This is a genomic window from Streptosporangium sp. G11, from assembly GCF_051192615.1.
Taxonomy (GTDB): domain Bacteria; phylum Actinomycetota; class Actinomycetes; order Streptosporangiales; family Streptosporangiaceae; genus Streptosporangium.
In genome coordinates, this window is the sequence record NZ_JBPJUQ010000021.1 from 108,635 (window position 1) to 132,654 (window position 24,020).

15 protein-coding genes are annotated in these 24,020 nt (G+C 71.2%); 6 read left to right on the plus strand and 9 right to left on the minus strand.

The window, feature by feature from the left end; genetic code table 11:
- Positions 1-21 precede the first annotated feature (21 nt).
- From ACSDR0_RS21275 to ACSDR0_RS21295, 5 genes are read right to left on the minus strand one after another with little or no spacing between them, the layout of a single operon-like run.
- A complete protein-coding gene (locus ACSDR0_RS21275; RefSeq protein WP_435290603.1) occupies positions 22-1,101 on the minus strand; it encodes a LacI family DNA-binding transcriptional regulator in 1,080 nt (359 codons plus the stop codon).
- Entirely contained in the window at positions 1,091-2,707 is a 1,617-nt protein-coding gene (locus ACSDR0_RS21280) for a glycoside hydrolase family 13 protein (RefSeq protein ID WP_435290604.1), read from the minus strand. The genes ACSDR0_RS21275 and ACSDR0_RS21280 overlap by 11 nt, the downstream gene beginning before the upstream one ends.
- 50 nt (positions 2,708-2,757) lie before the next feature.
- Positions 2,758-3,636 (minus strand): sugar ABC transporter permease, encoded by an 879-nt coding sequence (locus ACSDR0_RS21285; protein ID WP_435290605.1) that lies wholly within the window; start codon positions 3,634-3,636, stop codon positions 2,758-2,760.
- A complete protein-coding gene (locus tag ACSDR0_RS21290; RefSeq protein WP_435290606.1) occupies positions 3,633-4,622 on the minus strand; it encodes a carbohydrate ABC transporter permease in 990 nt (329 codons plus the stop codon). Before ACSDR0_RS21290 ends, ACSDR0_RS21285 begins: the two co-directional genes overlap by 4 nt.
- Positions 4,623-4,646: 24 nt before the next feature.
- A complete protein-coding gene (locus ACSDR0_RS21295; protein WP_435290607.1) occupies positions 4,647-5,939 on the minus strand; it encodes an extracellular solute-binding protein in 1,293 nt (430 codons plus the stop codon).
- 364 nt (positions 5,940-6,303) lie between these two features.
- On the opposite strand from ACSDR0_RS21295, the gene pulA reads away from it, so the two are divergent.
- Both pulA and ACSDR0_RS21305 read left to right on the plus strand, forming a co-directional pair.
- Positions 6,304-12,204 (plus strand): pullulanase-type alpha-1,6-glucosidase, encoded by a 5,901-nt coding sequence (gene pulA, locus ACSDR0_RS21300; protein WP_435290608.1) that lies wholly within the window; start codon positions 6,304-6,306, stop codon positions 12,202-12,204.
- Positions 12,205-12,359: 155 nt separating this feature from the next.
- Positions 12,360-14,045 (plus strand): carbohydrate-binding module family 20 domain-containing protein, encoded by a 1,686-nt coding sequence (locus ACSDR0_RS21305; RefSeq protein ID WP_435290609.1) that lies wholly within the window; start codon positions 12,360-12,362, stop codon positions 14,043-14,045.
- A gap of 157 nt (positions 14,046-14,202) precedes the next feature.
- Here ACSDR0_RS21305 and ACSDR0_RS21310 read toward each other — a convergent pair whose 3' ends face one another.
- A complete protein-coding gene (locus ACSDR0_RS21310; RefSeq protein ID WP_435290610.1) occupies positions 14,203-15,543 on the minus strand; it encodes an acyltransferase family protein in 1,341 nt (446 codons plus the stop codon).
- 179 nt (positions 15,544-15,722) lie between these two features.
- On the opposite strand from ACSDR0_RS21310, the gene ACSDR0_RS21315 reads away from it, so the two are divergent.
- A complete protein-coding gene (locus ACSDR0_RS21315; RefSeq protein ID WP_435290611.1) occupies positions 15,723-16,598 on the plus strand; it encodes an AEC family transporter in 876 nt (291 codons plus the stop codon).
- Between the two features lie 170 nt (positions 16,599-16,768).
- Here ACSDR0_RS21315 and ACSDR0_RS21320 read toward each other — a convergent pair whose 3' ends face one another.
- Positions 16,769-17,734 (minus strand): GntR family transcriptional regulator, encoded by a 966-nt coding sequence (locus tag ACSDR0_RS21320; RefSeq protein WP_435290612.1) that lies wholly within the window; start codon positions 17,732-17,734, stop codon positions 16,769-16,771.
- A gap of 134 nt (positions 17,735-17,868) precedes the next feature.
- On the opposite strand from ACSDR0_RS21320, the gene ACSDR0_RS21325 reads away from it, so the two are divergent.
- On the plus strand, positions 17,869-18,480 hold the full coding sequence (locus tag ACSDR0_RS21325; RefSeq protein ID WP_435290613.1) for a GNAT family N-acetyltransferase: 612 nt from the start codon (positions 17,869-17,871) through the stop codon (positions 18,478-18,480).
- 42 nt (positions 18,481-18,522) lie between these two features.
- Positions 18,523-19,398, plus strand: coding sequence for an alpha/beta fold hydrolase (locus tag ACSDR0_RS21330; protein ID WP_435290614.1), 876 nt, complete (start codon positions 18,523-18,525; stop codon positions 19,396-19,398).
- A gap of 177 nt (positions 19,399-19,575) precedes the next feature.
- Here ACSDR0_RS21330 and ACSDR0_RS21335 read toward each other — a convergent pair whose 3' ends face one another.
- Positions 19,576-22,059 carry a WD40 repeat domain-containing serine/threonine protein kinase gene (locus tag ACSDR0_RS21335; RefSeq protein ID WP_435290615.1) on the minus strand — a complete coding sequence of 828 codons (2,484 nt, stop codon included), beginning with the start codon at positions 22,057-22,059 and terminating at the stop codon, positions 19,576-19,578.
- 521 nt (positions 22,060-22,580) lie between these two features.
- Positions 22,581-22,982, minus strand: coding sequence for a winged helix-turn-helix transcriptional regulator (locus tag ACSDR0_RS21340; protein WP_435290616.1), 402 nt, complete (start codon positions 22,980-22,982; stop codon positions 22,581-22,583).
- A gap of 272 nt (positions 22,983-23,254) precedes the next feature.
- Between ACSDR0_RS21340 and ACSDR0_RS21345 the strand changes: the two genes are divergently transcribed.
- The gene (locus tag ACSDR0_RS21345; protein WP_435290617.1) at positions 23,255-23,908 is read left to right on the plus strand and encodes an NAD(P)-dependent oxidoreductase; all 654 of its coding nucleotides are present in this window, start codon (positions 23,255-23,257) and stop codon (positions 23,906-23,908) included.
- Positions 23,909-24,020: the final 112 nt, after the last annotated feature.

The following is a 24,020-nucleotide window of genomic DNA, read 5'->3' on the forward strand; positions in this document are numbered from 1 at the left end:
AATGTCAGCGGGCGGGGACGCTCAGCGAACGATCTTGGGGCCCGAACCCGTCGAGCCCCGCACGATGAGTTCCGGCTGGAAGATCAGCTCGGAGTGCTGGCCGGGCGCGCCCGCGACGGCCTCCAGGAGGGTGTGCACGGCGGCGGTGACCATCGGCTGCACGGGCTGGCGCACGGTGGTCAGCGGCGGGTCGGTGAACGCGATCAGCGGCGAGTCGTCGAACCCCACCACCGACACCTCCCCCGGTACGGAGAGCCCGCGGTCGCGGCAGGCCCTGATCGCACCCAGCGCCATCAGGTCCGAGGCGCACACGATCCCCGTGCAGCCGCGTGCCAGCAGCTGCGCCGCCGCGACCTGGCCGCCCTCCACCGAGAACAGCGAGTGCGAGATCAGCCCGTCGACGTCGGTGACGCCGAGCAGCTGGGACATGGCCTGCCGGTAGCCCTCGATCTTCCTGATCACCGGTACGAACCGGCCGGGGCCGACGGCCAGGCCGATGCGCTCGTGTCCCAGATCGGCCAGGTGCTGGACGGCCAGCCGGGCCGCGGCCCGGTCGTCGGGGGAGATGAACGGGGCGGGCACGTCGGCGGCGTGCCCGTTGAGCAGGACGATCGGCACGCCCTGCCCGATCAGCTGGGTGTAGCGGTCCGAGCGCGCGGTGATGTCGGCGTGCAGCCCGGAGACGAAGATGATGCCGCTGACCCCGCGCTCCACCAGGATCTCGGTGAACTCGTCCTCGACCGCCCCGCCGGGCAGCTGGGTGCAGAGCACGGGGGTGTAGCCGTGCTGGGTGAGCGTCTTCTCGAAGGCCTGGGCGAACGCCGGGAAGATCGGGTTGTCCAGCTCGGGGGTGACCAGGCCGATCAGCCCGTTGCTGCGCTGGCGCAGCCGCTGCGGGCGCTCGTACCCCATCAGGTCGAGAGCCGTCAGCACCGCCTGCCGGGTGAGGGCGGACACGCCCGGCTTGCCGTTGAGCACCCGGCTGACCGTGGCCTCGCTGACCCCGGCCTGCGCCGCGATGTCGGTCAGCCTGGCGGTGCCGTTGCCGGTGCCGCCGGCGCCAGGACCGCCGGGGCCGAGCTGCCCGGTGCTATGCGACATCGGGTTCCCACCAGACGGCGGAGTCGGGGGCGAGCCGCACCAGGCCGCCCGTCACAACCGTCTCCGTGCTGGCCAGCAGGATCCGCCCGGGAGCGGGCAGTTCCACGGGCTCGCCGGTGAGGTTGACCGTGCAGGCGAACCCGTCGCCCCTGGCGAAGGCCAGGGTGCCCTCCGGGGAGTCGATCCAGGTCAGCGGGGCGTCGTCGAAGGAACGGCGCTCGCGCCTGATCCGCAGCGCCTCCCGGTAGAGGTTCAGCGTGGAGGCCGGGTCGCCGAGCTGGGACGCGACGCTGAGCGGCCCCCAGGAGGGCGGCATGGGCAGCCACGTCCCCTCGGTACCGGGCAGGCTGAAGCCGAAGTGCGGCTCGCCGTCGGCCCACGGGATCGGCACCCGGCAGCCGTCGCGGCCGTCGTCGGGGTTGCGCAGGCGCTGCGGGTCGCGCAGGAACTCCTCCGGCAGATCGAGGACCTCGGGCAGCCCGAGCTCCTCGCCCTGGTAGACGTAGGCCGAGCCGGGCAGGGAGAGCGTCAGCAGGGCCGCGGCGCGGGAGCGGCGCAGGCCGACCTCGCCGCCGCCGTACCGGGTGAGGTGGCGCTTGACGTCGTGGTTGGACAGCACCCAGGTGGAGGGCGCGCCGACCAGCCCGGCCGTCGTCAGCGACTCCTGGATGACCGCGCGGAACCCGGCGGCCTCCCAGGGGGCGTTGAGGAAGTGGAAGTTGAACGCCTGGTGCATCTCGTCGGGGCGGACGTAGTTGGCCAGCCGCTGCGAGGACGGTGCCCACGCCTCGGCGACGCCGATCCGCTCCCCGGGGTAGGAGTCGAGCAGTTTGCGCCAGGCGCGGTGGATCTCGTGCACGCCGTCCTGGTCGAAGAACGGCACCACCTCGGTGCCGATCATCCGGACCTGGTCGGCGTGGCCGACGTCGGGCAGGCCGTCCGCCTTGACCATGCCGTGGGCGACGTCGACGCGGAAGCCGTCCACGCCCATGTCGAGCCAGAACCGCAGGATCGACTCGAACTCCGCGTGGACCTCGGGGTTCTCCCAGTTGAGGTCGGGCTGCTGGGGCGCGAACAGGTGGAGGTACCACTCGCCGCCGGGCAGCCGGGTCCACGCGGGACCGCCGAAGACCGACTCCCAGTCGTTGGGCGGCAGCTCCCCGCCGGCGCCCCGGCCGGGGCGGAAGATGTAGCGCTCCCGCGCGGGGTCTCCGGGGGGCGCCGCCAGGGCCTCCAGGAACCAGGCGTGCCGGTCGGAGGTGTGGTTGGGCACCACGTCCACGATGACGCGCAGGCCGTGCCGGTGCGCGTCGTCGATCAGCGCCCCGGCGTCGGCCAGCGACCCGAAGATCGGGTCCACGTCCCGGTAGTCGGCCACGTCGTAGCCGAAGTCGGCCATCGGCGAGGTGAAGAACGGGGTGAGCCAGACCGCGTCGACCCCGAGATCCGCCAGGTACGGGAGCCTGCCGCGCACGCCGAGCAGGTCCCCCACGCCGTCGCCGTTGCCGTCGGCGAAGCTTCGCACGTAGACCTGGTAGATCACCGCGTCGCGCCACCATCGGGTGACGGTCCCGGCACCACGGTCCGCCCGGACAAGCTCGGTCATATTAAATCCCCCGATCAGATGACATATCAGGACGTAATAGCACGGTGGTGTTACGACTTCGTGGCACCGGCGGTAAGCCCGGTGACCAGATGCCGCTGGACGAGCAGGAAGACGACCGCCGCCGGAACCGCGATCAGCACCGCCGCGGCCGTGAGCAGGCCCCAGTCCGACCAGTGCTGGCCGACGAACTGCTGGAGCCCGATGCCGAGCGTGCGCTTCTCCTCCTGCGACATGAACACGGTGGCGTAGGCCACCTCGCCCCAGGCGGTCATGAACGAGTAGAACGCGGTGACCGCCAGGCTCGGCCTGGCCAGCGGCAGGATGACCCGCCAGAACGCGCCGAACGGCGTCAGGCCGTCGACCAGTCCCGCCTGGTCGATCTCACGCGGGATGGAGTCGAAGTAGCTCTTCATCATCCACGCGCAGAACGGCACCGCCACCGTCATGTAGGCGATGACCAGGCCGGGGATCTGGTTGAGCAGCCCGAGGCCCGCCATCAGGTTGTAGAGGGGGACGATCAGGATCGCCACCGGGAACATCTGGATGACCAACAGCATCCACATCACCCCGCGGTAGCCGGGGAAGCGGAAGCGGCTGACCGCGTACCCGGTCGTGGAGGCCAGGAAGACGCCGATGACCGTGGTCAGCCCGGCGACGATCACCGAGTTGAGCAGCCAGGTCGGGAACCGCGTCTCGGTCAGCACCCGGACGTAGTTGTCCAGCGAGGGCTGGTTGAAGATCTCCAGCTCGCTGGAGAGCCAGCCGTCGCGCGGCTTGAGCGAGGTCAGGACCAGCCAGACGATCGGGAACAGCGAGACGGCGACCGCGGCCAGCAGGGTCGCGTGCAGCAGGATCGACTTCCCCACGCCGCGTTCCCCGCGCCCCCGGGCGCGCCCGGTCCTGGCGGTTTCAACGGTGCCGGTGGTCACCAGACCTCCCCTTGCTTGCGCAGCGAGCGCCGGTAGACCACGGCCAGCACGACGAGGAGCAGGAGGATGATCACTCCCCATGCCGCGGAGTTGGAGTAGTTGCGGACGCCGGTGAAGGCCTCACGGAAGGCGTAGGTGACCAGGATCTCGGTGGAGCTGCCCGGACCTCCCCCGCTGATCAGATAGATCACCGGGAACATGTTGAACGTCCAGATCGTGCCCAGAAGGACGACCGTGCTCGACACGGTGCGCAGGCCGGGAACCGTGATGAAGCGGAAGCGCTGCCACGGCGTGGCGCCGTCCACCTCGGCCGCCTCGTACAGCTCACCGGGGATCGACTGGAGCCCGCCCAGCACGGCGACCATCATGAACGGCACGCCCATCCAGACGTTGACCGCGATGACCGCGATCTTCGCCGTGGTCGGGTCGTCGAGCCAGCCGACCGCTCCCAGGCCCGCGGCCCTGAGCATCGCGTTGATCACGCCGAAGTCGCTGTTGTAGAGGTAGCGCCAGATGAACGCCGAGACGAAGCCCGGGATCGCCCACGGCAGGATGAGCAGCAACCGGTAGGCGGAGCGGAACCTGACCTTGCGGTTGAGCAGCAGGGCCAGGCCGAGCCCGAGCCCGTAGTGGAACGCCACGCAGACGACGGTCCACACGACCGTCCAGGTCAGCTTCTCCCAGAACAATCCGCTGGTCAGGATCGCGACGTAGTTGTCGAACCAGACGAACTCGTAGGTCGAGGGGATGACGTTGACGCCGATCGTCCGGCCGATGTTGGCCTCGGTGGCGTCGGTCAGCGACAGGTAGACGCCCCTGGCCAGCGGCCAGCCGACCAGCAGGCCGGTCACCAGGATCACCGGGGCGACCATGGCCCAGGCGTACCAGTGCCTGCCCAGCGCCCGCCGGAACGGGCCGCCCGGGGGGCGGCCCCGGCCGCGGGCGCCGCCGGCACCCGCGGCCCGGTCCCTGGCCGTGCTGTTCACACGCCCAGTCGAGAGCGCCACGGATCAGCTCCAGTCCTTGAAGATGCCTCGGTACTGGCCGTCGACCTTCTTGAGCATGTCCTCGGGGGTCGCCGTGCCGCCGACCAGCGACTGGTAGCCCTCGAGGAGCGGCTGGAAGAGCTGGCCGCCCTCGGGGATCCACGGCCGCGCGGTCGCGGTCTCCATGATGGGCTTGAAGACGGAGACGTCCTTGTTGGCCTGCACGTCGGGGTTGTCGTACGCGGAGACGCGGGTCGGCAGGAGGCTGATCTCCTTGGCGACCTTGGCCTGGGACTCGGGGGTGCTCATGAAACGGACGAACTCGTAGGAGGCGTCCAGGTTCTTGGAACCGGCGTAGATGGCCAGGTTCCAGCCACCGGTGGGGGCCCCGGCCTTGACCGAGCCCGCCGGGACGGGCGCGATGCCCAGGTTCTCCTTGTCCTTGAACTCCTTGCCCTGGTAGATCTCCGACAGCGCCCACGGGCCGTTGTAGATCATCGCGGTCTTGCCGTCCTTGAGGGCGGTCATCGCGTTGGCGTAGCTGTCCTGGATCGCGGGCTTGGGCGCGGCACCGGAGGTGATCAGGTCGGAGACGGCGGCCATGGCCTTCACGTTCGCCGGGGAGTTGACGGTGATCTTCTTGTTCTGCACGTCGAGGAGGTCACCGCCCTCGCCGTACATGAAGGGCAGCAGGAAGTAGGAGTCGACGTTGAGCGCGAGGCCGCTGGCCCCGGTCTTCTCCTTGACGTCGAGCGCGGCCTTCTTGAGCTCCTCCAGCGTGGCGGGGGCCTTCTCGTGCCCGGCCTCCGCCAGGAGCCGCTTGTTGTAGATGAGCGCGAGGGTGTCGGTGACCTGCGGGACGGCGTACGTCTTGCCGTTGTACTTGGTGCTGCTCAGCGGCCCCGGCAGGAAGTCCGACTCGTTCTCCACGGCGCGCGTGCCCTCCAGCGGCTGGAGGTAGCCGAGCGAGGCGAACTGGGAGGTCCAGGCGACCTCGGAGCGGATCACGTCCGGGGCCCCCGCGCCCGCCTGCGCCGCCGTCTGGAACTGGTTCTGTGCCTGGTCGGAGGGGACGTTGACGTACTTGACCTTGATGCCCGGGTACTTCGCCTGGAACTCCTTGATGAGCGCCTGGAACGTCGGGCCCTCGCTGTCGGGCCTGACGGTGTCCCACCAGGTGATCTCACCGCTGATCTTCGACGGGTCCGTCGCAGCGGGCTGGGCGGGGGCCGCCGTACCGGCGTCACCGCCACCACAGGCGGAGACCGCCAGGGCGAGGGCCGCGACAATCGTCGCGGCCGAGAAGGCTCGCCGCATGTTCTTCTCCTCGTGTTCAAGGGGGCGGCCGGACCGAAGAGCCGTCCGGCCGGGTCTGGAGTACGCCGGACGTTACGCCGACGCGAACCTCATTGGAAGAAGTTTCTGCAAGAGTCTGCAAAGTCGTTACAAAGCTGCCCAAAACCGAGGAGTCAGACCATCCTCCGATCGAACCACGAGCGGCGATATCGTCACCTCAAGGGCGATAAGTCGCCTTTTGTACGTTTTGGCCTCTTGATTGGGCCCCTTCCGGACGCCCCCGAATTGCCGGGATTCAGAAAATTGCCGCAAGGGATTGCACAGACCATTCCCAGTGAGTAACTTCCGGGCAATACCCTCGAAACAACTCCCGTGGAGGCCCCCCGTGGTCTGGCCGCTCCCCCCACGGCGCGCGAGAACGACCTTTCTGACGGGTGCCGCGCTCGCGGCAGCCCTGATCACCACCCCCCTCGCAGCCGCCCCGCTCCCCGCCGCCGCGTCCACCTCCCCCGCGTCCGCGACCTTTTCCGTACCGGCCTCCACGCCCCTGTCCGTACCCGCGTCCGCGCGGGCACGCGACGGCGGGCCCGCCGGCCACGTGACCTCCGGCGCCGATCCCGTGGTGTCCGCGCTCAGCCGCACCGCCGAGCCCTCCGACAGGGACCTCGCGCGCGACGCGCTCCGCACCGACCTGAGCCGCGAGCGCTTCTACTTCGCGATGACCGACCGGTTCGCCAACGGCGACACCGGCAACGACCGGGGCGGCCTGTCCGGCGACCGGCTCGCCACCGGCTTCGACCCCACGCACAAGGGCTTCTACCAGGGCGGCGACCTCAAGGGCCTGCTCGGCAAACTCGACTACGTCAAGAACCTGGGCAGCACTGCGATCTGGATCACCCCGGCGTTCGTGAACCGTCCCGTGCAGGGCACCGGCGCGAACGTCTCGGCCGGATACCACGGCTACTGGATCACCGACTTCACCAGGATCGACCCGCACCTGGGGACCAACGCCCAGATGAAGGAGCTGGTGCGCGAGGCCCACCGGCGCGGGATGAAGGTCTTCTTCGACATCATCACCAACCACACGGCCGACGTGGTCGACTACACCGAGAAGACCTACTCGTACCGCTCCAAGGGCGCCTACCCCTACGTCGACACCGGCGGCGTGCCGTTCGACGACCGCGACCACGCGGGCAAGGACACCTTCCCGAAGGTGGACAAGGACTCGTTCCCGTACACGCCGGTCGCGCCGAGGAACGTCAAGACCCCGTCCTGGCTGAACGACCCGACGATGTACCACAACCGGGGCGACTCCACCTTCAGCGGCGGCGAGAACGACGAGTACGGCGACTTCTTCGGCCTCGACGACCTGTGGACCGAGCGCCCCGAGGTCGTCAGGGGCATGACCGACATCTACAAGACGTGGGTGCGCGACACTGGCCTCGACGGCTTCCGCATCGACACCGCCAAGCACGTGAACATGGAGTTCTGGGAGAGGTTCTCCCCGGCCCTGCGCGGCTACGCGGCCCAGCACGGCAACAAGCGGTTCTTCATGTTCGGCGAGGTCTACTCCGGCGAGCCCTCCTTCACCAGCCGCTACTCCACCCGGGGCGGCATGAACGCCACCCTCGACTTCCCGTTCCAGGAGGCCGCCCGCTCCTTCGGCGGCGGCACGGCCGACGCCTCCCGGCTGGCCCGGCTGTACGCGGGGGACGACCACCACACCGACGCCGACGGCAACGCGTCGTCGCTGCCGACCTTCCTCGGCAACCACGACATGGGCCGCATCGGCCGTTTCGTCTCTCAGGACAACCCGGGCGCCCCCGACTCCGAGCTGCTGCGCAGGGACCTGCTCGCCCACGAGCTGATGTATCTCACCCGGGGCCAGCCCGTCGTCTACTACGGCGACGAGCAGGGCTTCACCGGCAAGGGCGGCGACCAGGACGCCCGCGCGTCCATGTTCGCCTCCAGGACCGAGAGCTACCTGAGCGACGACCTGATCGGCACCGACTCCACCCACGCGAAGGACAACTTCGTCCCCTCCCACCCCCTCTACCGGGGCATCTCCGCCCTGGCCGCGCTGCGCGACGCCCACCCGGCCCTGGCCGACGGCGCCCAGATCGAGCGGCTGGTCTCCGGCGGCGTCTACGCCTTCTCCAGGATCGACGCCGCGCGGCAGGTCGAGTATCTGGTGGCGGTCAACAACGCCGAGCGACCCGCCACCGCGAGCGTGCCCACCTTCTCGGCGGGCGCGGCCTTCACCAGGGTGTACGGCGAGGGCGCCGCCACGCTCACCACGGGCGCGGACACGAAGCTGGCGCTCACCGTCCCCGCCCTGTCGGCGGTCGTCTACAAGGCGCCCGCCAGACTCGCCGCCCCGGCCTCGGCCCCGGCCGTCTCGATCGCCCTGCCCGGTACGGAGATCGGGGGCACCGCCGAGGACGGCCGGATCCCGGTCGTCGCGACCGTGCCCGGCACCGGCTTCGACCAGGTCACCTTCGCCGCCAAGGTGGGCGAAGGATCCTGGAGGGCGATCGGCACCGACGACGCCCCCAACGCCACCCCCTCGGGCCGGGCCTTCCGGGTCTTCCACGACCTGCGAGGCCTCGCGGCGGGCACGAAGATCTCGTACAAGGCCGTGGTGAAGGACTCCGCGGGCCGGTTCGCCTCGGCGGTGGCGCAGGCGACCGTCGGCGCCGAGCCCGCCCCCGAGGAGCCCGGCGCGGTCAAGCGTGACTGGCTGGTCGTGCACTACCAGCGGGAGAACGCCGGCGACTACGACGGCTGGGGCCTGCACGTCTGGGGCGACGTGGAGAACCCGACCGAGTGGGCGACCCCGCTCCCGCTGACCGGCGAGGACGCCTACGGCCGCTTCGCCTGGATCAAGCTCAAGCCGGGCGCCACCAGCGTCGGGATCATCGCCCACAAGGGTGACGAGAAGGACGGCGGCGACCGGATCGTGAACCCCGCCAGGAACGGCGAGGTCTGGCTGGCGAAGGGGAAACCCGAGACACACCTGTCCCGCGCGGCGGCCCAGGGGTACGCGACCGTCCACTACGGCCGCCCGGACGGGAACTACGACGGCTGGGGGCTTCACCTGTGGGGCGACGGGCTCGCCGACGGGGTGCCCACCGACTGGGCCACGCCGCGCCCGCCGGACGGCGTCGACTCCTACGGCGCGTTCTGGAGGGTGCCGCTGAAGGACGCCTCCGCCCCGGCGAACTTCATCGTGCACAGGGGAGACACCAAGGACCCCGGGCCCGACCAGTCGTTCACCCCGGCGCTGCGGCCCGACGCCTACGTCACCTCGGGCGTGGCGAAGGTCCACCCGACCCGGGCGGCGGCCGAGAACGTCGCGATCCTGCATTACCACCGGCCGGACGGGAACTACGACGGCTGGGGACTTCACCTGTGGGGCGACGTGGCGGCTCCCACCGAGTGGGGCGCGCCGCTGCCGCCCGCGGGTGAGGACGGGTTCGGCGTTCACTTCCGCGTCCCCCTGAGCGAGGGGGCCAAGACCGTGAACTACATCATCCACAAGGGTGACGCCAAGGACCTGCCGGACAACCAGTCGCTGGACCTGACGTCGACCGGCCACGAGGCGTGGCGGGTCGCGGCCACCGAGGGCTACCTGCTGCCCCAGCCCTCGGCGCGCGGCGCCGACGCCGACCTGTCGAAGTCGTCGGCGCACTGGATCGACCGCGCCACCGTCGCCTGGAAGATCGACCCCTCCACCGCGAACCGCTACTCCCTGGCCTTCTCCGCCAAGGGCGGCATCGCCTACGCCAAGGGCGACCTGACCGGCGACCTCAGGCTCGTCCGCCTCGCGCCCGGCGCGCTGACCGAGGCGCAGAAGGCGAAGTGGCCGCACCTGGCCGGGCACGCCGCGTTCACCGTCGACCCGCGCGACGCCGACCTGGTGGGCGAGGCCACCCGCGGCCAGGTCGTGGCCGTCGAGCGCGACGCCTCGGGCGTGCTGCTGGCCGCCACCGGCGTGCAGCTGCCCGGCGTGCTCGACGACCTGTACCCCAAGGCGGCGACCGCCGGCCTCGGGCCCTCGTGGAGCGGCGGCACGCCCAGGCTGTCGGTCTGGGCGCCGACCGCGGCCAAGGTCGAGCTGGCGCTGTACCGCGACTCCTCCGGCGGGCCCCGCACCGTCCACCCCATGCGCCGCGACGACGACACCGGCGTCTGGTCGCTGCGGGGACAGCGGGACTGGAAGGACCGCTACTACACCTTCCTGGTGACGGTCTACGCGCCCGGCGAGGGGAAGGTCGTCACCAACGAGGTGACCGACCCCTACAGCCTGTCGCTGTCGGCGGGCTCGGGTCGCAGCCAGCTGGCCGACCTGTCCGACAGGGCCCTGCGGCCCGACGGCTGGCCGTCCCTGGCCAAGCCCAGGGCCGTCCCCCAGGAGAAGGCGTCGATCTACGAGCTGCACGTGCGCGACTTCTCCGCCTCCGACACGACCGTCCCGGCGGCGAGGCGCGGCACGTACGCGGCGTTCACCGGCGACTCGGCGGGGATGAGGGAGCTGCGCGGGCTGGCCGGGGACGGGCTGACCCACGTGCACCTGCTGCCCGTCTTCGACATGGCGACCGTCCCCGATCGCAGGGCGGACCGGACCGAACCCGCCTGCGACCTGGCCTCGATGCCCCCCGACTCCGAGGAGCAGCAGGCCTGCGTCGCGAAGACCGCGGCCAAGGACTCCTTCAACTGGGGCTACGACCCGCTGCACTACACCGTGCCCGAGGGCTCCTACGCCTCGGAGCCCGACGGGTCGTCGCGGATCAGGGAGTTCCGCGGCATGGTCGCCGGGCTGAACGGGGCCGGGCTGCGGGTGGTGATGGACGTGGTCTACAACCACACCCACGCCGCGGGCCAGGACCCCACCTCGGTGCTCGACCGCCTCGTGCCCGGCTACTACCACCGGCTGCTCGACGACGGCACGGTGGCCACCTCCACCTGCTGCGCCAACACCGCGCCCGAGCACGCCATGATGGGCAAACTCGTCGTCGACTCCATCGTGACCTGGGCCCGCGAGTACAAGGTGGACGGCTTCAGGTTCGACCTGATGGGCCACCATCCGAAGGCGAACATGGTCGCGGTCCGCGCGGCCCTGGACAGGCTGACCGTCGCCCGCGACGGCGTCGACGGAAAGTCGATCATCCTGTACGGGGAGGGCTGGAACTTCGGCGAGGTGGCCGACGGCGCCCGCTTCGAGCAGGCCATCCAGGCGAACATGGCCGGCACCGGCATCGGCACCTTCAGCGACCGGCTGCGCGACGCGGTGCGCGGCGGCGGCCCGTTCGACGCCGACCCCCGCGTGCAGGGCTTCGGCTCGGGGCTGGCCGGGGCGCCCAACGGCTCACCGGCCAACGGCGACGAGGCGCAGCAGCGGGCCCGGCTGCTGAACTACCACGACCTGATCAAGGTCGGGCTGGCCGGCAACCTCCGCGACTACACCTTCACCGCCTCCGACGGCAGGCGGGTCAAAGGCTCGGAGGTGAGCTACAACGGCTCCCCCGCCGGGTACACCGCCTCGCCGGGCGAGGTCGTCACCTACGTCGACGCCCACGACAACGAGACGCTGTTCGACGCGCTGGCGTACAAGCTGCCACCGGCGACCGCCATGGCCGACCGGGTGCGCATGCAGTCGCTCTCGCTGGCCACGGCCGTGCTCGGGCAGGGCACCTCGTTCATGCACGCGGGCAGCGAGCGTCTCCGCTCCAAGTCGCTCGACCGCAACTCCTACGACTCGGGCGACTGGTTCAACCGGCTGCTGTGGGACTGCTCGGCGGGCAACGGCTTCGGCGCCGGGCTTCCCCCGAAAGCCGACAACGAGGACAAATGGCAGTACGCCAGGCCGCTGCTCGGCAACCCGGCGCTGAAGCCGGACTGCGCCGCGATCGGCGCGGCCCGCGCCCGCTACGGGGAGCTGCTGCGGATCCGCTCCTCCTCGCCCGTCTTCGGCCTCGCGAGCCTGGCCGAGGTGCAAAAGCGCCTGACCTTCCCGACCAGCGGCACCTCGGAGACCCCGGGTGTCGTGACCATGCACCTGGACGCCACGGGGATCGACCCGCGCTGGAAGTCGGTCACCGTCGTCTTCAACGCGAGCCCCGAGGCACGGCCGCAGACCGTCGCCGCGCTGAAGGGCACCCAGGTGACGCTCCATCCCGTCCAGACGGCCGGCGACGACGCCGTCGTGAAGCAGTCGACGTTCGACCCCGCCACGGGGACGCTGACGGTCCCGGCACGCACGGTCGCCGTCTTCGTCCAGTCCTGACGGAACTCCCCAGGGAGTTCCCCGCACAGCCCGCGAGAACCGCCGGGCCGGGTGTTGCAGCACCCGGCCCGGCCAGGGAACCCGTCCATCGATCCTGGAGGCCCCCCACCGTGAAACCCTACCGAGTCGTCATTGCCACGGCGTTAAGCGCTCTGGTGAGCGCCGCCGTGCTGGTGCCCGGCGTGCTGAGCGCCCCGGCCCAGGCCGCGCCGCCCACCCCCGGCCCGATCGTCAAACTGTGGAACTGGAACTGGAACTCCGTCGCCAGGGAGTGCACCGACGTCCTCGGCCCCGCCGGGTACGCCGCCGTGCAGGTCTCCCCGCCGAGCGACTCGATGTCCCGGGGCGGCTCGGTCTGGTGGGACATCTACCAGCCCGCCCGCTACACCCTCACCAGCAAGTTCGGCGACGAGAACGCGCTCAGGAACATGGTGAACGCCTGCCACTCCGCCGGGCTCAAGGTCCACGCCGACGCCGTCATCAACCACATGACCGGCCAGGGCAGCAGCAGCTACGGCGGCTACACCTTCGGCAAGTACGACTACCCGGGCCTCTACTCCGCCGCCGACTTCCACTCCCCCGTCTGCGGGATCAACGGCTCCGACTACACAGGCGACGCCTGGCGGGTGCAGAACTGCGAGCTGGTCGGCCTGTCCGACCTCGACACCGGCTCCGAGTACGTCCGCAACCAGATCGCGGGCTACCTCAACAGGCTGACCTCCCTCGGCGTGGACGGCTTCCGCGTCGACGCCGCCAAGCACATCGACCCGGGCGACCTGGCCGCGATCAAGGGCAAGCTGACCGGCTCGCCGTACATCCACCAGGAGGTCATCCAGGGCAATGGCGAGGTGATCACGCCGAGCCAGTACACCGGGATCGGCGACGTGCACGAGTTCGTGTACGGGCGCAAGCTCAAGGAGCAGTTCAACGGCGGCCAGATCAGGAACCTGCAGTCCTTCGGGCAGAGCTGGGGCCTGTCGGTGCCCAGCGACAAGGCCGTGGTGTTCATCGACAACCACGACACCGAGCGCAACGGCTCGACCATGAACTACAAGTACGGCGACGCCTACCGGCTGGCCAACGTCTTCATGCTCGCCTGGCCGTACGGCACGCCGAGGGTCTACTCCGGGTTCACCTGGAGCAACAGCGAGAGCGGCCCGCCGTCGGCAGGCGGCGGCTTCGCCACCGACGCCAACTGCGGCAACGGCCAGTGGACCTGCTTCCACCGCCAGATGAACGGCATGGTCGGCTTCAACCGCGCCGTCCAGGGCACCTCGGTCGGCAACTGGTACGACAACGGCAACAACGTGATCGCCTTCAGCCGGGGCGCCAAGGGCTGGGTCGCGATCAACAACGAGGGCGGGAGCGTCACCCGCACCTTCTCCACCGGCCTGCCCGCCGGGACCTACGCCAACGTCGCGGGAAGCGGCTCGGTGACCGTCGGCGCGGGCGGCTCGGCCTCGGTGACCGTTCCCGCCAGGGGCGCGGTCGCCGTCCACACCGGCGCCTCGGGCCCCGGCCCCAGCCCGACACCGACGGTCAACCCCGGCCAGGTCGCCACCTCGTTCAACGCGACCGTGACGACGAACTGGGGCCAGAACGTCTTCGTCGTCGGCAACGTCGCCGAGCTGGGCTCCTGGAACCCGGCGAACGCGATCGCCCTGTCGTCGGCCGCGTACCCGGTCTGGAGGGCCACGGTGAACCTGCCGCCCGGCACGGCGATCCAGTACAAGTACATCAAGAAGAACTCCGACGGCTCGGTGACCTGGGAGAGCGACCCCAACCGCTCCTTCACCACCCCGTCCGGCGGCACCGCCACGCGCACCGACTCCTGGCGCTGACCCCCGACCGGGCGCGGCCGGAAGGCCGCGCCCGGTCCCCTGGCGTTCCCCGGCCGGTTTCCCGGCCCCTCCCCACGAGGAGGCGGGGCCCCGTCGCCCCCGCGAGGGATCGCGACCGCACGTCGTGAGGGAACGTTCCCGGCCGCCCGGCCGGTCCTCATCGTCCTGCGATCCGCGCCGGACGCGAGTACCGCCGGCGGACGAAACCCAAGGCGGCGACACCGCCGAAGTAGGCGACCAGCACCCTCACGGGCAGACCCGTCGGTCCGTGGTGGCCCGGCCCGGCCAGAGCGAGGGCCAGAAGCCCGGCGAGCACGGCACCGACCCCGGCGATCGTGAGCGCGGTCGGCCACACGCCTTTCACCGTGCCCACGGAAGCGGCCCATCGCCCCGCACGCCGCTCGAAACCCCCGAACAGTGTGACGAGGAGGGCGAGAACCAGCGCCAGGCAGGCGAGCCAGGGAACGCGCAGGAGCAACCAGAGTGCCGACCCGGGCATGGCGTCGGGCATCACCGCCGTTCCGTAGAGCAGCATGACGCCGATCACGACGGCGGTCATGTGCCAGAGAAAAAGCGTCATGATCATTGAGTTGATCGCCACGACGACGGTCCACGGGCCCAGCCGCCGCAGCCACCGGTTCCCCGGGCCACGCATCCACAGGGCGATCCCCGTCTGCGTGACGGCCAGAGCCAGGAGGGCCAGCGTAGGTGGAGAGGTGTTCCGTACTCTCTCCCCTCCGAAACCCACCATGCTGACCGGATAGGGGCCGACCACCGTGAGAAGCACGAGGGCGGCGAACCCGGCCGCCGCCATCGGCAGAGCCACGCTCCGCCGGGACGGCAGGCGCCCGTCCTGCCAGGCGAAGCCGAGCTGATGCACGGCCAGCCAGGCGAGCAGGAAGTTCGCCTGGCCCGCGTAGGGAACGTTCAGCACCAGACGGGCCAGGTCACCCCCGCCGACCAGGACCGTCAGGATGATCGGCACGGCCAGGCCCGCACGCCGATGCAGGGCGTACATCGGCGGGGTGAGGACCATCACGGCGACGTAGGCGACCAGGAACCACAACGGGATCGAGGCCAGCCAGACCGCCACACCGATCAGAGCGGGCTCGGCACCCAGGCCCCTGGCCGTCAGAGCCGCCGCCGCCAGTCCGCCCAGCAGCATCGTCGTCGGGCGCAGGAGCCGAGCCGTCCGGCCCAGCACCCAGCCCATGGCGTTGCCACCTCGCCTGAGGTGGGAGGTGAGGGACGCGGCGTTCGCGAAGCCGCCGACCAGGAAGAACAGCGGCATCACCTGGAACAGCCACGTCAGCGGACGGGTCCACGAGGCGACCTGGAGGATGCTCCCGCCCTGGAAGCCCCTGCCGTCGCGGGTCACATAGATCGCCAGCCAGTGCCCGATGACAACCGCCGTGATCGCGACGGCGCGCAGCAGGTCGGCATAGCGCTCCCGCTGCGGCGGCGTTCGCTCGGCCAGCCGCCGTACCTGCCGCGTCATCCTCCGAACGACCCGAACAGGGTGCGCTGCCATGTCACCGACGTTTGGCATGCTGGGAACATTCCTCCATCCACGTCATACCAAGCGGCCTCTCTTCCGCGAGGATCGATACGGGCGGCCGGGAGCCGGAGACGACCGGGCTCGCCGGGGAGTGCGAGAGCCCGGCTACGGTATGCCGAGTGCAGTCGGTTATCGCGGCATTTATCCCTATATGGTTTATCGGCGCGCTCGGCTGGCTGTCCGCTCGGTTCGGCTGGGCGAGCGTCCACGCCCGGCAGGCGCTGACAAGGTTCGCGTTCACCGTCGCGATGCCCGCGGTGCTGTTCACCACGCTCAGCCGTACCCCGCTCGACCGGATCCAGCCCGGCCCGCTGCTCGCCTTCGCGATCAGCACCTTCGCCGTCGGCCTGCTCGCGCTCGCGCTGTTCCGCGGCGAGCTGCCCGAACGGGTGATCGGCGCGATGTCGTCGGCCTACGTCAACGCCGGCAACCTCGGCATCCCCGTCGGCCTGTACGTCCTGAACGACGCGACGTTCGTGGTGTCGGTCCTGATCTTCCAGGTCCTGACGGTCTCCCCGCTGATCTTCCTCGGTCTCGGGGCCGGACGCGCGTCCTTCCTCGCCCCACTGCGGACGCCGATCGTGGTGGCCTCGTTCCTCGGCCTGGGCGTGTCGGCCCTCGGCTGGCGGCTGCCCGACCTCGCGCTGAAGCCCCTGGAGATCCTCGGCGGCGCCGCGGTGCCCCTGGCGCTCTTCTCGCTGGGCATGTCCCTGAACGGCTCGGCCGTCTCCTGGCGCGGGACGACACCGGCGGTGGTGCTCAAACTGCTGGTCCAGCCGCTGGTGGCCTTCCTGGCCGGGCGTTTCCTTCTCCACCTCGACGGCCCGGCGCTCTTCGCGGCCGTCCTGTTCGCCGGGCTTCCCACCGCCCAGAACACCTACGTGTACGCCGCCGAGTACGGCCGCCCCACCGACCTGCCCCGCGACGCCATCCTCGTCTCCAGCGTCCTGTCCCTGGGCACCCTGTCCGCCATCGCCCTGCTGGGAGCCCCGTGATCCCGGCCCGCGTGATCCCGGGCGGTGTGATCCCGGGCCGCGTGATCCCGGGCCGCGTGATCCGGAGCCGCCCTTCCGCGGCGGAGGTGCCGTTTCCTGAAGAGAGTCGACTGAAGAGAGTCGACACCCTTGATGGTCCGCGCCGCCTCAGCGTCTCCGACGAAACAGGACTACGGCCGCGTTCGGGCCTGATCCTCCACCAGGGCGGCGAAACCATCGAGATGGCGCGCGAGGCTGTACTCGAACAATCCGTCCACGTCCGGCACCTCTTCCCCGGCAAGCGTGGCCAGCAGCGGAAATCGGCCGGAGTCGAGGAGTTCGTCGGCCCGCTTCCGCTGTGTCAGCCACCACCGGTCGAGCGTCACACCGGTCTCCTGCTCGACTTCGACCTCGTCCGCCATGGACAGCGCGACGGTGAGGACCAGTCCGGGCAGCGTGAGCGCCTCGCGAATCCGTGTCGCCATGGGCAGTCCAAGCTCGTCGAGCGCACGCAGGGTCCACTCGGTGTGCGCCATCACGTTGGGCACCAGCAACGGGCGAACGAACGAGACGGCCCTGGGCAGCCAGAGGTGTCGCCGGCACAGCTCCCACTGCAGGCGGGAGATCAGTTCGAGCTTGGCCCGCCAGCCGTCCGGCCCCGGGACCGGGAGCTCTGGTTCACCGAAGACCTCGTCGGTCATCTGCGTCACCAGTTCGTCCTTGCTCGAAACGTGCCGGTACAGCGACATCGGACCGACACCGAACTCGGCCGCGAGCCGCCGCATGGACACGGCGTCGAGCCCCTCGGTGTCGGCGATCGCGACGGCGGTGCGGAGAATTCGCCTCCGGTTCAGCGCCTGCTTGGGGACACCGGCCCGCCGTGGTCTCGGGGGGGCGGTCACGGCGACCGGCTGCTTCCGACCCGCGAGGGCGCTGACCACCGTGCCGGCGCCGATCTTCGTTTCGACCAGCCCGTCGTCGCGGAGAGTGGCCATCACCCTGGTCGCGGTCGCGACCGCCACCTCCCATCGCCGGGCGATCTCCCGGATGGAGGGCACCCGATCTCCGGGCCGCAGGTCGCCGGCCAGGATCCGGTCACGGATCTCCGCGACGATCTGCCGGTATGGCGGTTCCGGTCGCCGCGTTGACGACGGCATGGGGCCCCCGATCTCCCGGTGAGGTTGCTGCCTGCCAAGAGTGTACTAGTTCAATCGCTCAGCACTAGTTCACTTTGACCTGCCAAACCCTAGAATAACGACCACTTCTGCGGTCATCTCAATACGCTGTACCCATGACAGTCGATACACCGTACGCATCCGTGCGGCGGGCGGATGACGCGGACCGGCAGACGGTGTCGGACGTCCTGACCGAGGCGTTCATGAACGATCCCCTCGTCTGCTGGCTCTTCCCCGACGCGGGCCGACGGGGCCGCCTCCAGGCGCACCACTACCGCCCCCTGCTCACCCATCCCGCCGCCGAGGCGTACCTGGCCGGTCGTCACGAGGGCGCCTCGATCTGGCTGAGGCTGGCCGCGGGCCAGACGCCCTACGAGGAGCCCCTGGACACGCCCGACGCGGGCCGGGAGACGGTCTTCGGTGAGAACGGCGCGCGATTGACGGCCCTGGGGCAGGCGCTGGCCCCGCGGCACCCCGATCGCGATCCGCACCTCTACCTCCCGTGCATGGGGGTGGTCAGCGGGCGGCAGGGCACCGGACTCGGCTCGGCGATGTTGCGGCACCGGCTGGAGCGAGCGGGCGCCGACGGGCTCGCCGCGTACCTGGAGGCGAGTTCACCCAGGAGCCGCGCCCTCTACCAGCGGCACGGATTCGAGGATCTCGGCGAGCCGGTTCGCGTGGCGGACGGCCCGCTCCTGTGGCCGATGTGGCGCCCGCCACACCGTTGACCACCCCACACCACCCGTCCAACACACAGAAGGAGAACGTCAATGACAACGAACCGCGACGCCGACCGGCGACCGCCGACCCTGGTGTTCGTCCACGGCACCCACTCCTCGTCGGCCTGGGCCTCGGGGCTGACCACCGAGCTCACCCTGCGCGGGCACCGGTGCGTGGCCGTCGACCTTCCGGGCCACGGCGGCGAGGCGTTCTACCCCCGTTCGTACCAGGCCCCGCAGGACCTCGAGGAGCTGGCGGCCGAACCGTCGCCGCTCGCCAAGATCACCATCGACGACTACGTCGAGCGCGTCGTGGAGGTGGTGCGCCGCGCCCGCCGCCACGGGCCCGTGATCCTCGCCGGCATGAGCCAGGGCGGCGTCACCGTGAGCAGGGTCGGCAACGCCGTCCCCGAACTGCTCGACCGGGTCGTCTATGTCGCGGCGTACTGCTGCGTGGACCTGCCGAACATGGTCGCTTACATCGAAACGCCGGAGAACGGCGACAGCCTGCTCCCCCGGGTGTCCGCGGCCGTGATCGCCGACCCGGTGGCCCTGGGGGTGACCCGGCTCAACTGGCGCTCGGCCGATCCGGCGGTGTTCCAGGCCGTCAAGGACGCCCTCGCCGGAGACTTCACCGACGAGGGGGTGCGGCGGCTGCTCAGCATGCTGGAGCCGGACGAGACCGCCGGCATCCCGATGGCCGAAGCCCGGGGCGAGGCGCACACCTGGGGCCGGATTCCCCGGACCTACGTGCGTTTCACCCTCGACCGGCTGATTCCGCCCGCGTTGCAGGACCGGTTCATCGAGGAGGCCGACCGCCTCACTCCGGACAACCCGACCGACGTGCGGAGCGTCGCGGCCCCCCATGTCGGCCCGTTCGACCGGCCCGAACTGGTGGAGATCTTCTCGGAGCTCGCCGGTCGCTGACCCGGCGCGGCACGCTCCGGGAGAAGTCGCGTACGGCCGGTGAGCGGGGGTTCCGACGAGGCGGAGCGGGTCCGGTGCGCCGGACCCCGCCACCCGGTGACAGCGACCCGACCGCCGGGCCGCCGGGCCCGCCTCCGCCACGCGGCGTCCACACCGGCCCGGCGCCCCGAAGACCGGTCAGCGCAGGCGCCAGACGCGGACGGTGTCGTCACCGCCGCCGGTGACCGCGACGGGCTCGCCGTCGAGCTCGGCCACCGCGGCGGCGAACACGTTGTGGTCGTGGGCCTTGAACGGCCGCCCCGCCGACTTTCCGGTGTCGAGGTCGTGGACCTGCGCGGTGGCGTCGTTGCTGCCGGAGACGACGACGGTGAGCGACCCCACCCGGCCGACAGCCAGGGAGTAGACCCAGCCGCTGTGGTCCCGGATGGGTGGACGTGCCTCGCCGGCGCCCGCGGCGTCGTCGATGTGGATGTCCTGCGCGCCTCCCGCGGACAGCACCACGAGCCTGCCGTCCAGCTCGGCCGTGGTGACGGCGGTGATCTGGCCCCGCTGGGTGAGGATGGTCTCGCCGGGCCCCGAGCGGAGCGGCCAGCGGCGCACCGTCCCGTCGCCGCCGCCGGTGAACACGACGGGCTCGCCGTCGAGCTCGGCCGTGGCCAGGCCGAACACGGCGCCGTCGGAGGCACGGCGGCCCTTGCCGATCGCGGCGCCCGTCCTCAGGTCCCACAGACGCAGGCTCCCGTCGCGACCTCCGGTCGCCACGACGGGCTCGCCGTCGAGGGTGGCCAGGGCGAGGGAGAAGACGGGCGCGGCGGCGTCGATGGCCTTGCCGACCGGTTTGCGGGTGGCGAGGTCCCAGCGGCGGACGGTGCCGTCGTCGCCGCCCGACACCGCGATCGTCCTGCCGTCCAGCTCGGTGACCGCGACGGAGCGCACCCAGCCGGTGTGCCCGGTGAGCGTGGCCAGCGGCCTGCGGGTGGCCAGGTCCCACAGGCGGACGGTGTGGTCGTTGGCACCGGAGACGATCACGGACCTGCCGCCGACCTGGGCGATCGCCACCGTCTGGAGGTCGTCGCGATGGCCGCGCAGCGGGCCGCCGACCGGCGCGCTCTTCCAGTCGCCGGTGACGGAGGTGGGGGTGGCCGCGGGGGACGCCGATCCACCGGGAGACGCCGATCCACCGGGAGACGGGGAACCGCTGGGAGGCGGCGAAACGCCGGGAGACGCGGGGGCTTCGGGTGAGAGTGATCCGCCGGAGACCGGCGGGGAGGTGGTCAGCGCGACGGGGGTGGGGCCCGCGGGCTCGTTCCCCGTCCCCGCCAGCAGCGGCGGGAGCACGAAGACCCCGGCGGAGACCGCGACCGCGGAGGCGGCGACGGCGGCACCGATCCACCATGTGCGCGACCGTCCGGACCCGCCCGGACCGGTCGCGGTGAGAGATCCCTCCCACGAATCACCGGGAAGGGCGGGGCCTCCGGGGCCCGCCGGTCGCCACTGCCCCGGCGCGGTGCCCGGACCGGTCGGCGGCCCCGCGTACGGCGGCTGCGGCGGCGCGGCGCTCCGCCCGGACGGCGGGTGTCGCGACAGCGATTGCTGGGACGGCGGCTCGAACGGCCGCTGCTCGAACGGCCGCTGCTCGGACGGCGAGTGCCGGGACGGCGGCTGCTGAGGCTCGGCCCCCCACCCGGACGGCGACTGCCGCTGTGACGACGGCGATCGATCGGGGGACGGCGACGACTGGGACGATGGCTCGGACGGCGACGACTGGAACGGCGGCTGCTGGCCCCGTGCCGGTCGCCCCGCCTGGGACGGCTCCGGGGAGGACCCCTCGGACGGTGGCGTGACGGCACCCGCCGACGGCTGGCGGATCAGCCGGAACAACAGGTCGGAGGCCACCGGCCGGTCGGCGGGCGTCTTGGCCAGGCAGGCGCGCAGCAGCGGTCGCAGCCCTTCGGGCACCCCCGACAGGTCGGGCTCCGCGTTGAGGATGCGGTGGAGCACGGCCGGGATGGTGTCCTGGCCGAACGCGGGGCTGCCGGTGGCGGCGAACACCATCGTCACGGCCCAGCTGAACACATCCGAGGGAGCGGCGACGAGCCGGCCGTGGATTTGCTCGGGTGACATGTAGGTCGGGGTCCCGACGGCGCCGCTGGTCTGGGCGACCCCGGCGTCGAGCGCCTTGGAGATGCCGAAGTCGATGACGCGCGGGCCGTCGAAGCCGAGGAGCACGTTGGCCGGCTTGAAATCGCGGTGCGCGATCCCCGCCTGGTGGATGGCGACGAGCGCGGTGGCCGTGCTGATCGTGATGCGCTGCAGGGCGGTGCCGTCGCGTGGTCCCTCGCTCTCGACGGCCTGCTGCAGCGACGGCCCGTCGATGAACTCGCTCACCACGTAGAGGTGGTCGCCGCTCTCCCCCGCGTCGAGCACCCGGGCGGTGCAGAACTCGGCGATCTGCCGGGCGACGGCGATCTCCCGCTGGAAGCGCGTCCTCGCGACCTGGTCGGCGGCGAACCTCGGATGCAGCACCTTGACCGCGACACGCTCACCGGCCGGGTCGCGGCCGAGGTAGACCGTGCCCTGGCCGCCCTCACCGAGCCTGGCCTCGATGGCGTACGGGCCGAGGCTCGTAGGGTCGCCGGACCGCGGCGGCGTGACGGCCATCGTGTTCCTCCCAGGTGTGCACCCGCTCGGAACCACCCGATGACTCGCTCCCCGCCGCACGAAGGGCGGGACAGGCGCCGGACCGCGGGAGGCCGAGTCCCGGGAAAGAGCATGCCATCACCGGCAAATTAGACCAAACGCCCATGGCTCACTCCAGCCCCCCGCCCCCGGGGAGCCGGCTTCGCCCCCCTCCCGCCGCTCCGACGACCGGCGCCGGGAGGCGGCCGTACGGGGTGGTCTACGAGCCGGCCCCCGCCAGGCTCGTGGCTTCCCCGACAGCCGGCACGACACTCGGAGGAGCGGTGCCGACGTCATCGGAACGATGATGAGGACGAATCCAGCCCTTTCCCGCCCACCCCCCGTGGATCGTCAGGACAGGCCCTTCCGAACGCTAGGTGGGGACACGGTGGAAAGCATGAGTATCCCCTACTCATCCCACTGGATCCTCGCTTAACAAACTACGCAAATGCCCATGTAACAGGCAGGCTTCCCCCGCGCGGCGACTTCGCGGAGACGGTGGTTCAGGAGCCGCCGAGCCGGTCCTCCCCCGCCGGAACGGTCACGCGGTCCTCGTACGCGTCGCGGGCCCTGAGCAGCTCGGGCAGGTGTGCCCGGGTCCAGTGGCAGCAGGCGTCCAGGGGTTCGAGGAGGCTGTGCCCGAGCGAGGTCAGCGAGTACTCGACCCTGGGCGGGATCTCGGCGTAGGTCGAGCGGGTGACCAGCCCGTCGCGCTCCATCGCCCGCAAGGTCTCCGTGAGCACCTTCGGGGTGATGCCACGCAGCGGCCTCTGCAGCTCGGAGAAGCGCCGGGGGCCACCCTGCAGGCATCTGATGATCTTCGGGGTCCACTTCCCGCCGATCTGGAAGGGCGGAGTGTCATATACGCACCCGGTGAACATGTCGGGATCGAGCGGCTCAATCACCTTCCCAGCGTACGCGCGGCCGTCGCGTCACACGGGTCAGGGCCGCACGATCACTGCCACACGAGTCACCGCCGCACGAACCGCCGTCACACGCGGATCACTGCCACACGCGGATCACCCGCGTACCGATCACCGCCGCACGAGCCGCCGTCACACGCGTACCGGTCACCGCCGCACGCGGGTCACTATCGTTGCGGGAACCAAGGGGTTACGGGCTACCGTCCGCGTCAGAGATCGGCGATCACGCCGGTCCCGTCGATCGGAGGCCCAGGATGAGCAGGATCGTTGTCTTCGGAGCGGGAGGCAGGGCGGGCCGCCGGACGGTCGCGGAGGCCGCCGCCCGCGGCCATCAGGTCACCGCGGTCGTCCGGGAACCGGCCCGGTATCCGGATCTGGCCGGTGACGGTGTGACCGTGGTCTCCGGCGACGTCACCGAGGCGGGCAGCGTCGCGGCGGTCGCCGCCGGGCACGACGCGGCCGTCAACGCCGCCGCCCGGCTCGACGTGTCCTCGGAGGAGTTCTACCTTGCCTCCACCGCCGCCCTCCTGGACGGCCTGGCGCGGGCCGGCGTCGGCAGGCTGGTGGCGATCGGCATCGGCACCACCCTGGAGACCGTACCCGGGGTGCCTCTCTACAGCACGCCCGGCTTCCCCGCGGAGGCACGCGACTTCTCCCTGGGGCACGCGGCGGAGCTCGAGGCCCTGCGCGCGGCGGACACCGCGATCGACTGGGTGGTCCTCGCCCCACCGGCGGTTTTCCTCGACGAGAAGGCCGCACGCACCGGCCGGTACCGGACCGGCGGCAGCCTGCTGCCGCCCGCCGACGAGAGCGCGGCCCCGTTCTCCTACGCCGACCTCGCAGTCGCGGTCGTCGACGAGATCGAGACCCCGAAACATTACCGGGCACTGATCGCCGTGTCGTCCTGAGCCACAGGCTCCCCGGCAGAGGACCGCTGCGCCGACCAGCGCCATCCGCTCGCGCAGCTCGACGCCCTCGGGCGTGACGCACTGCTGGCCTGGGTGCACGATGACCTGCGGC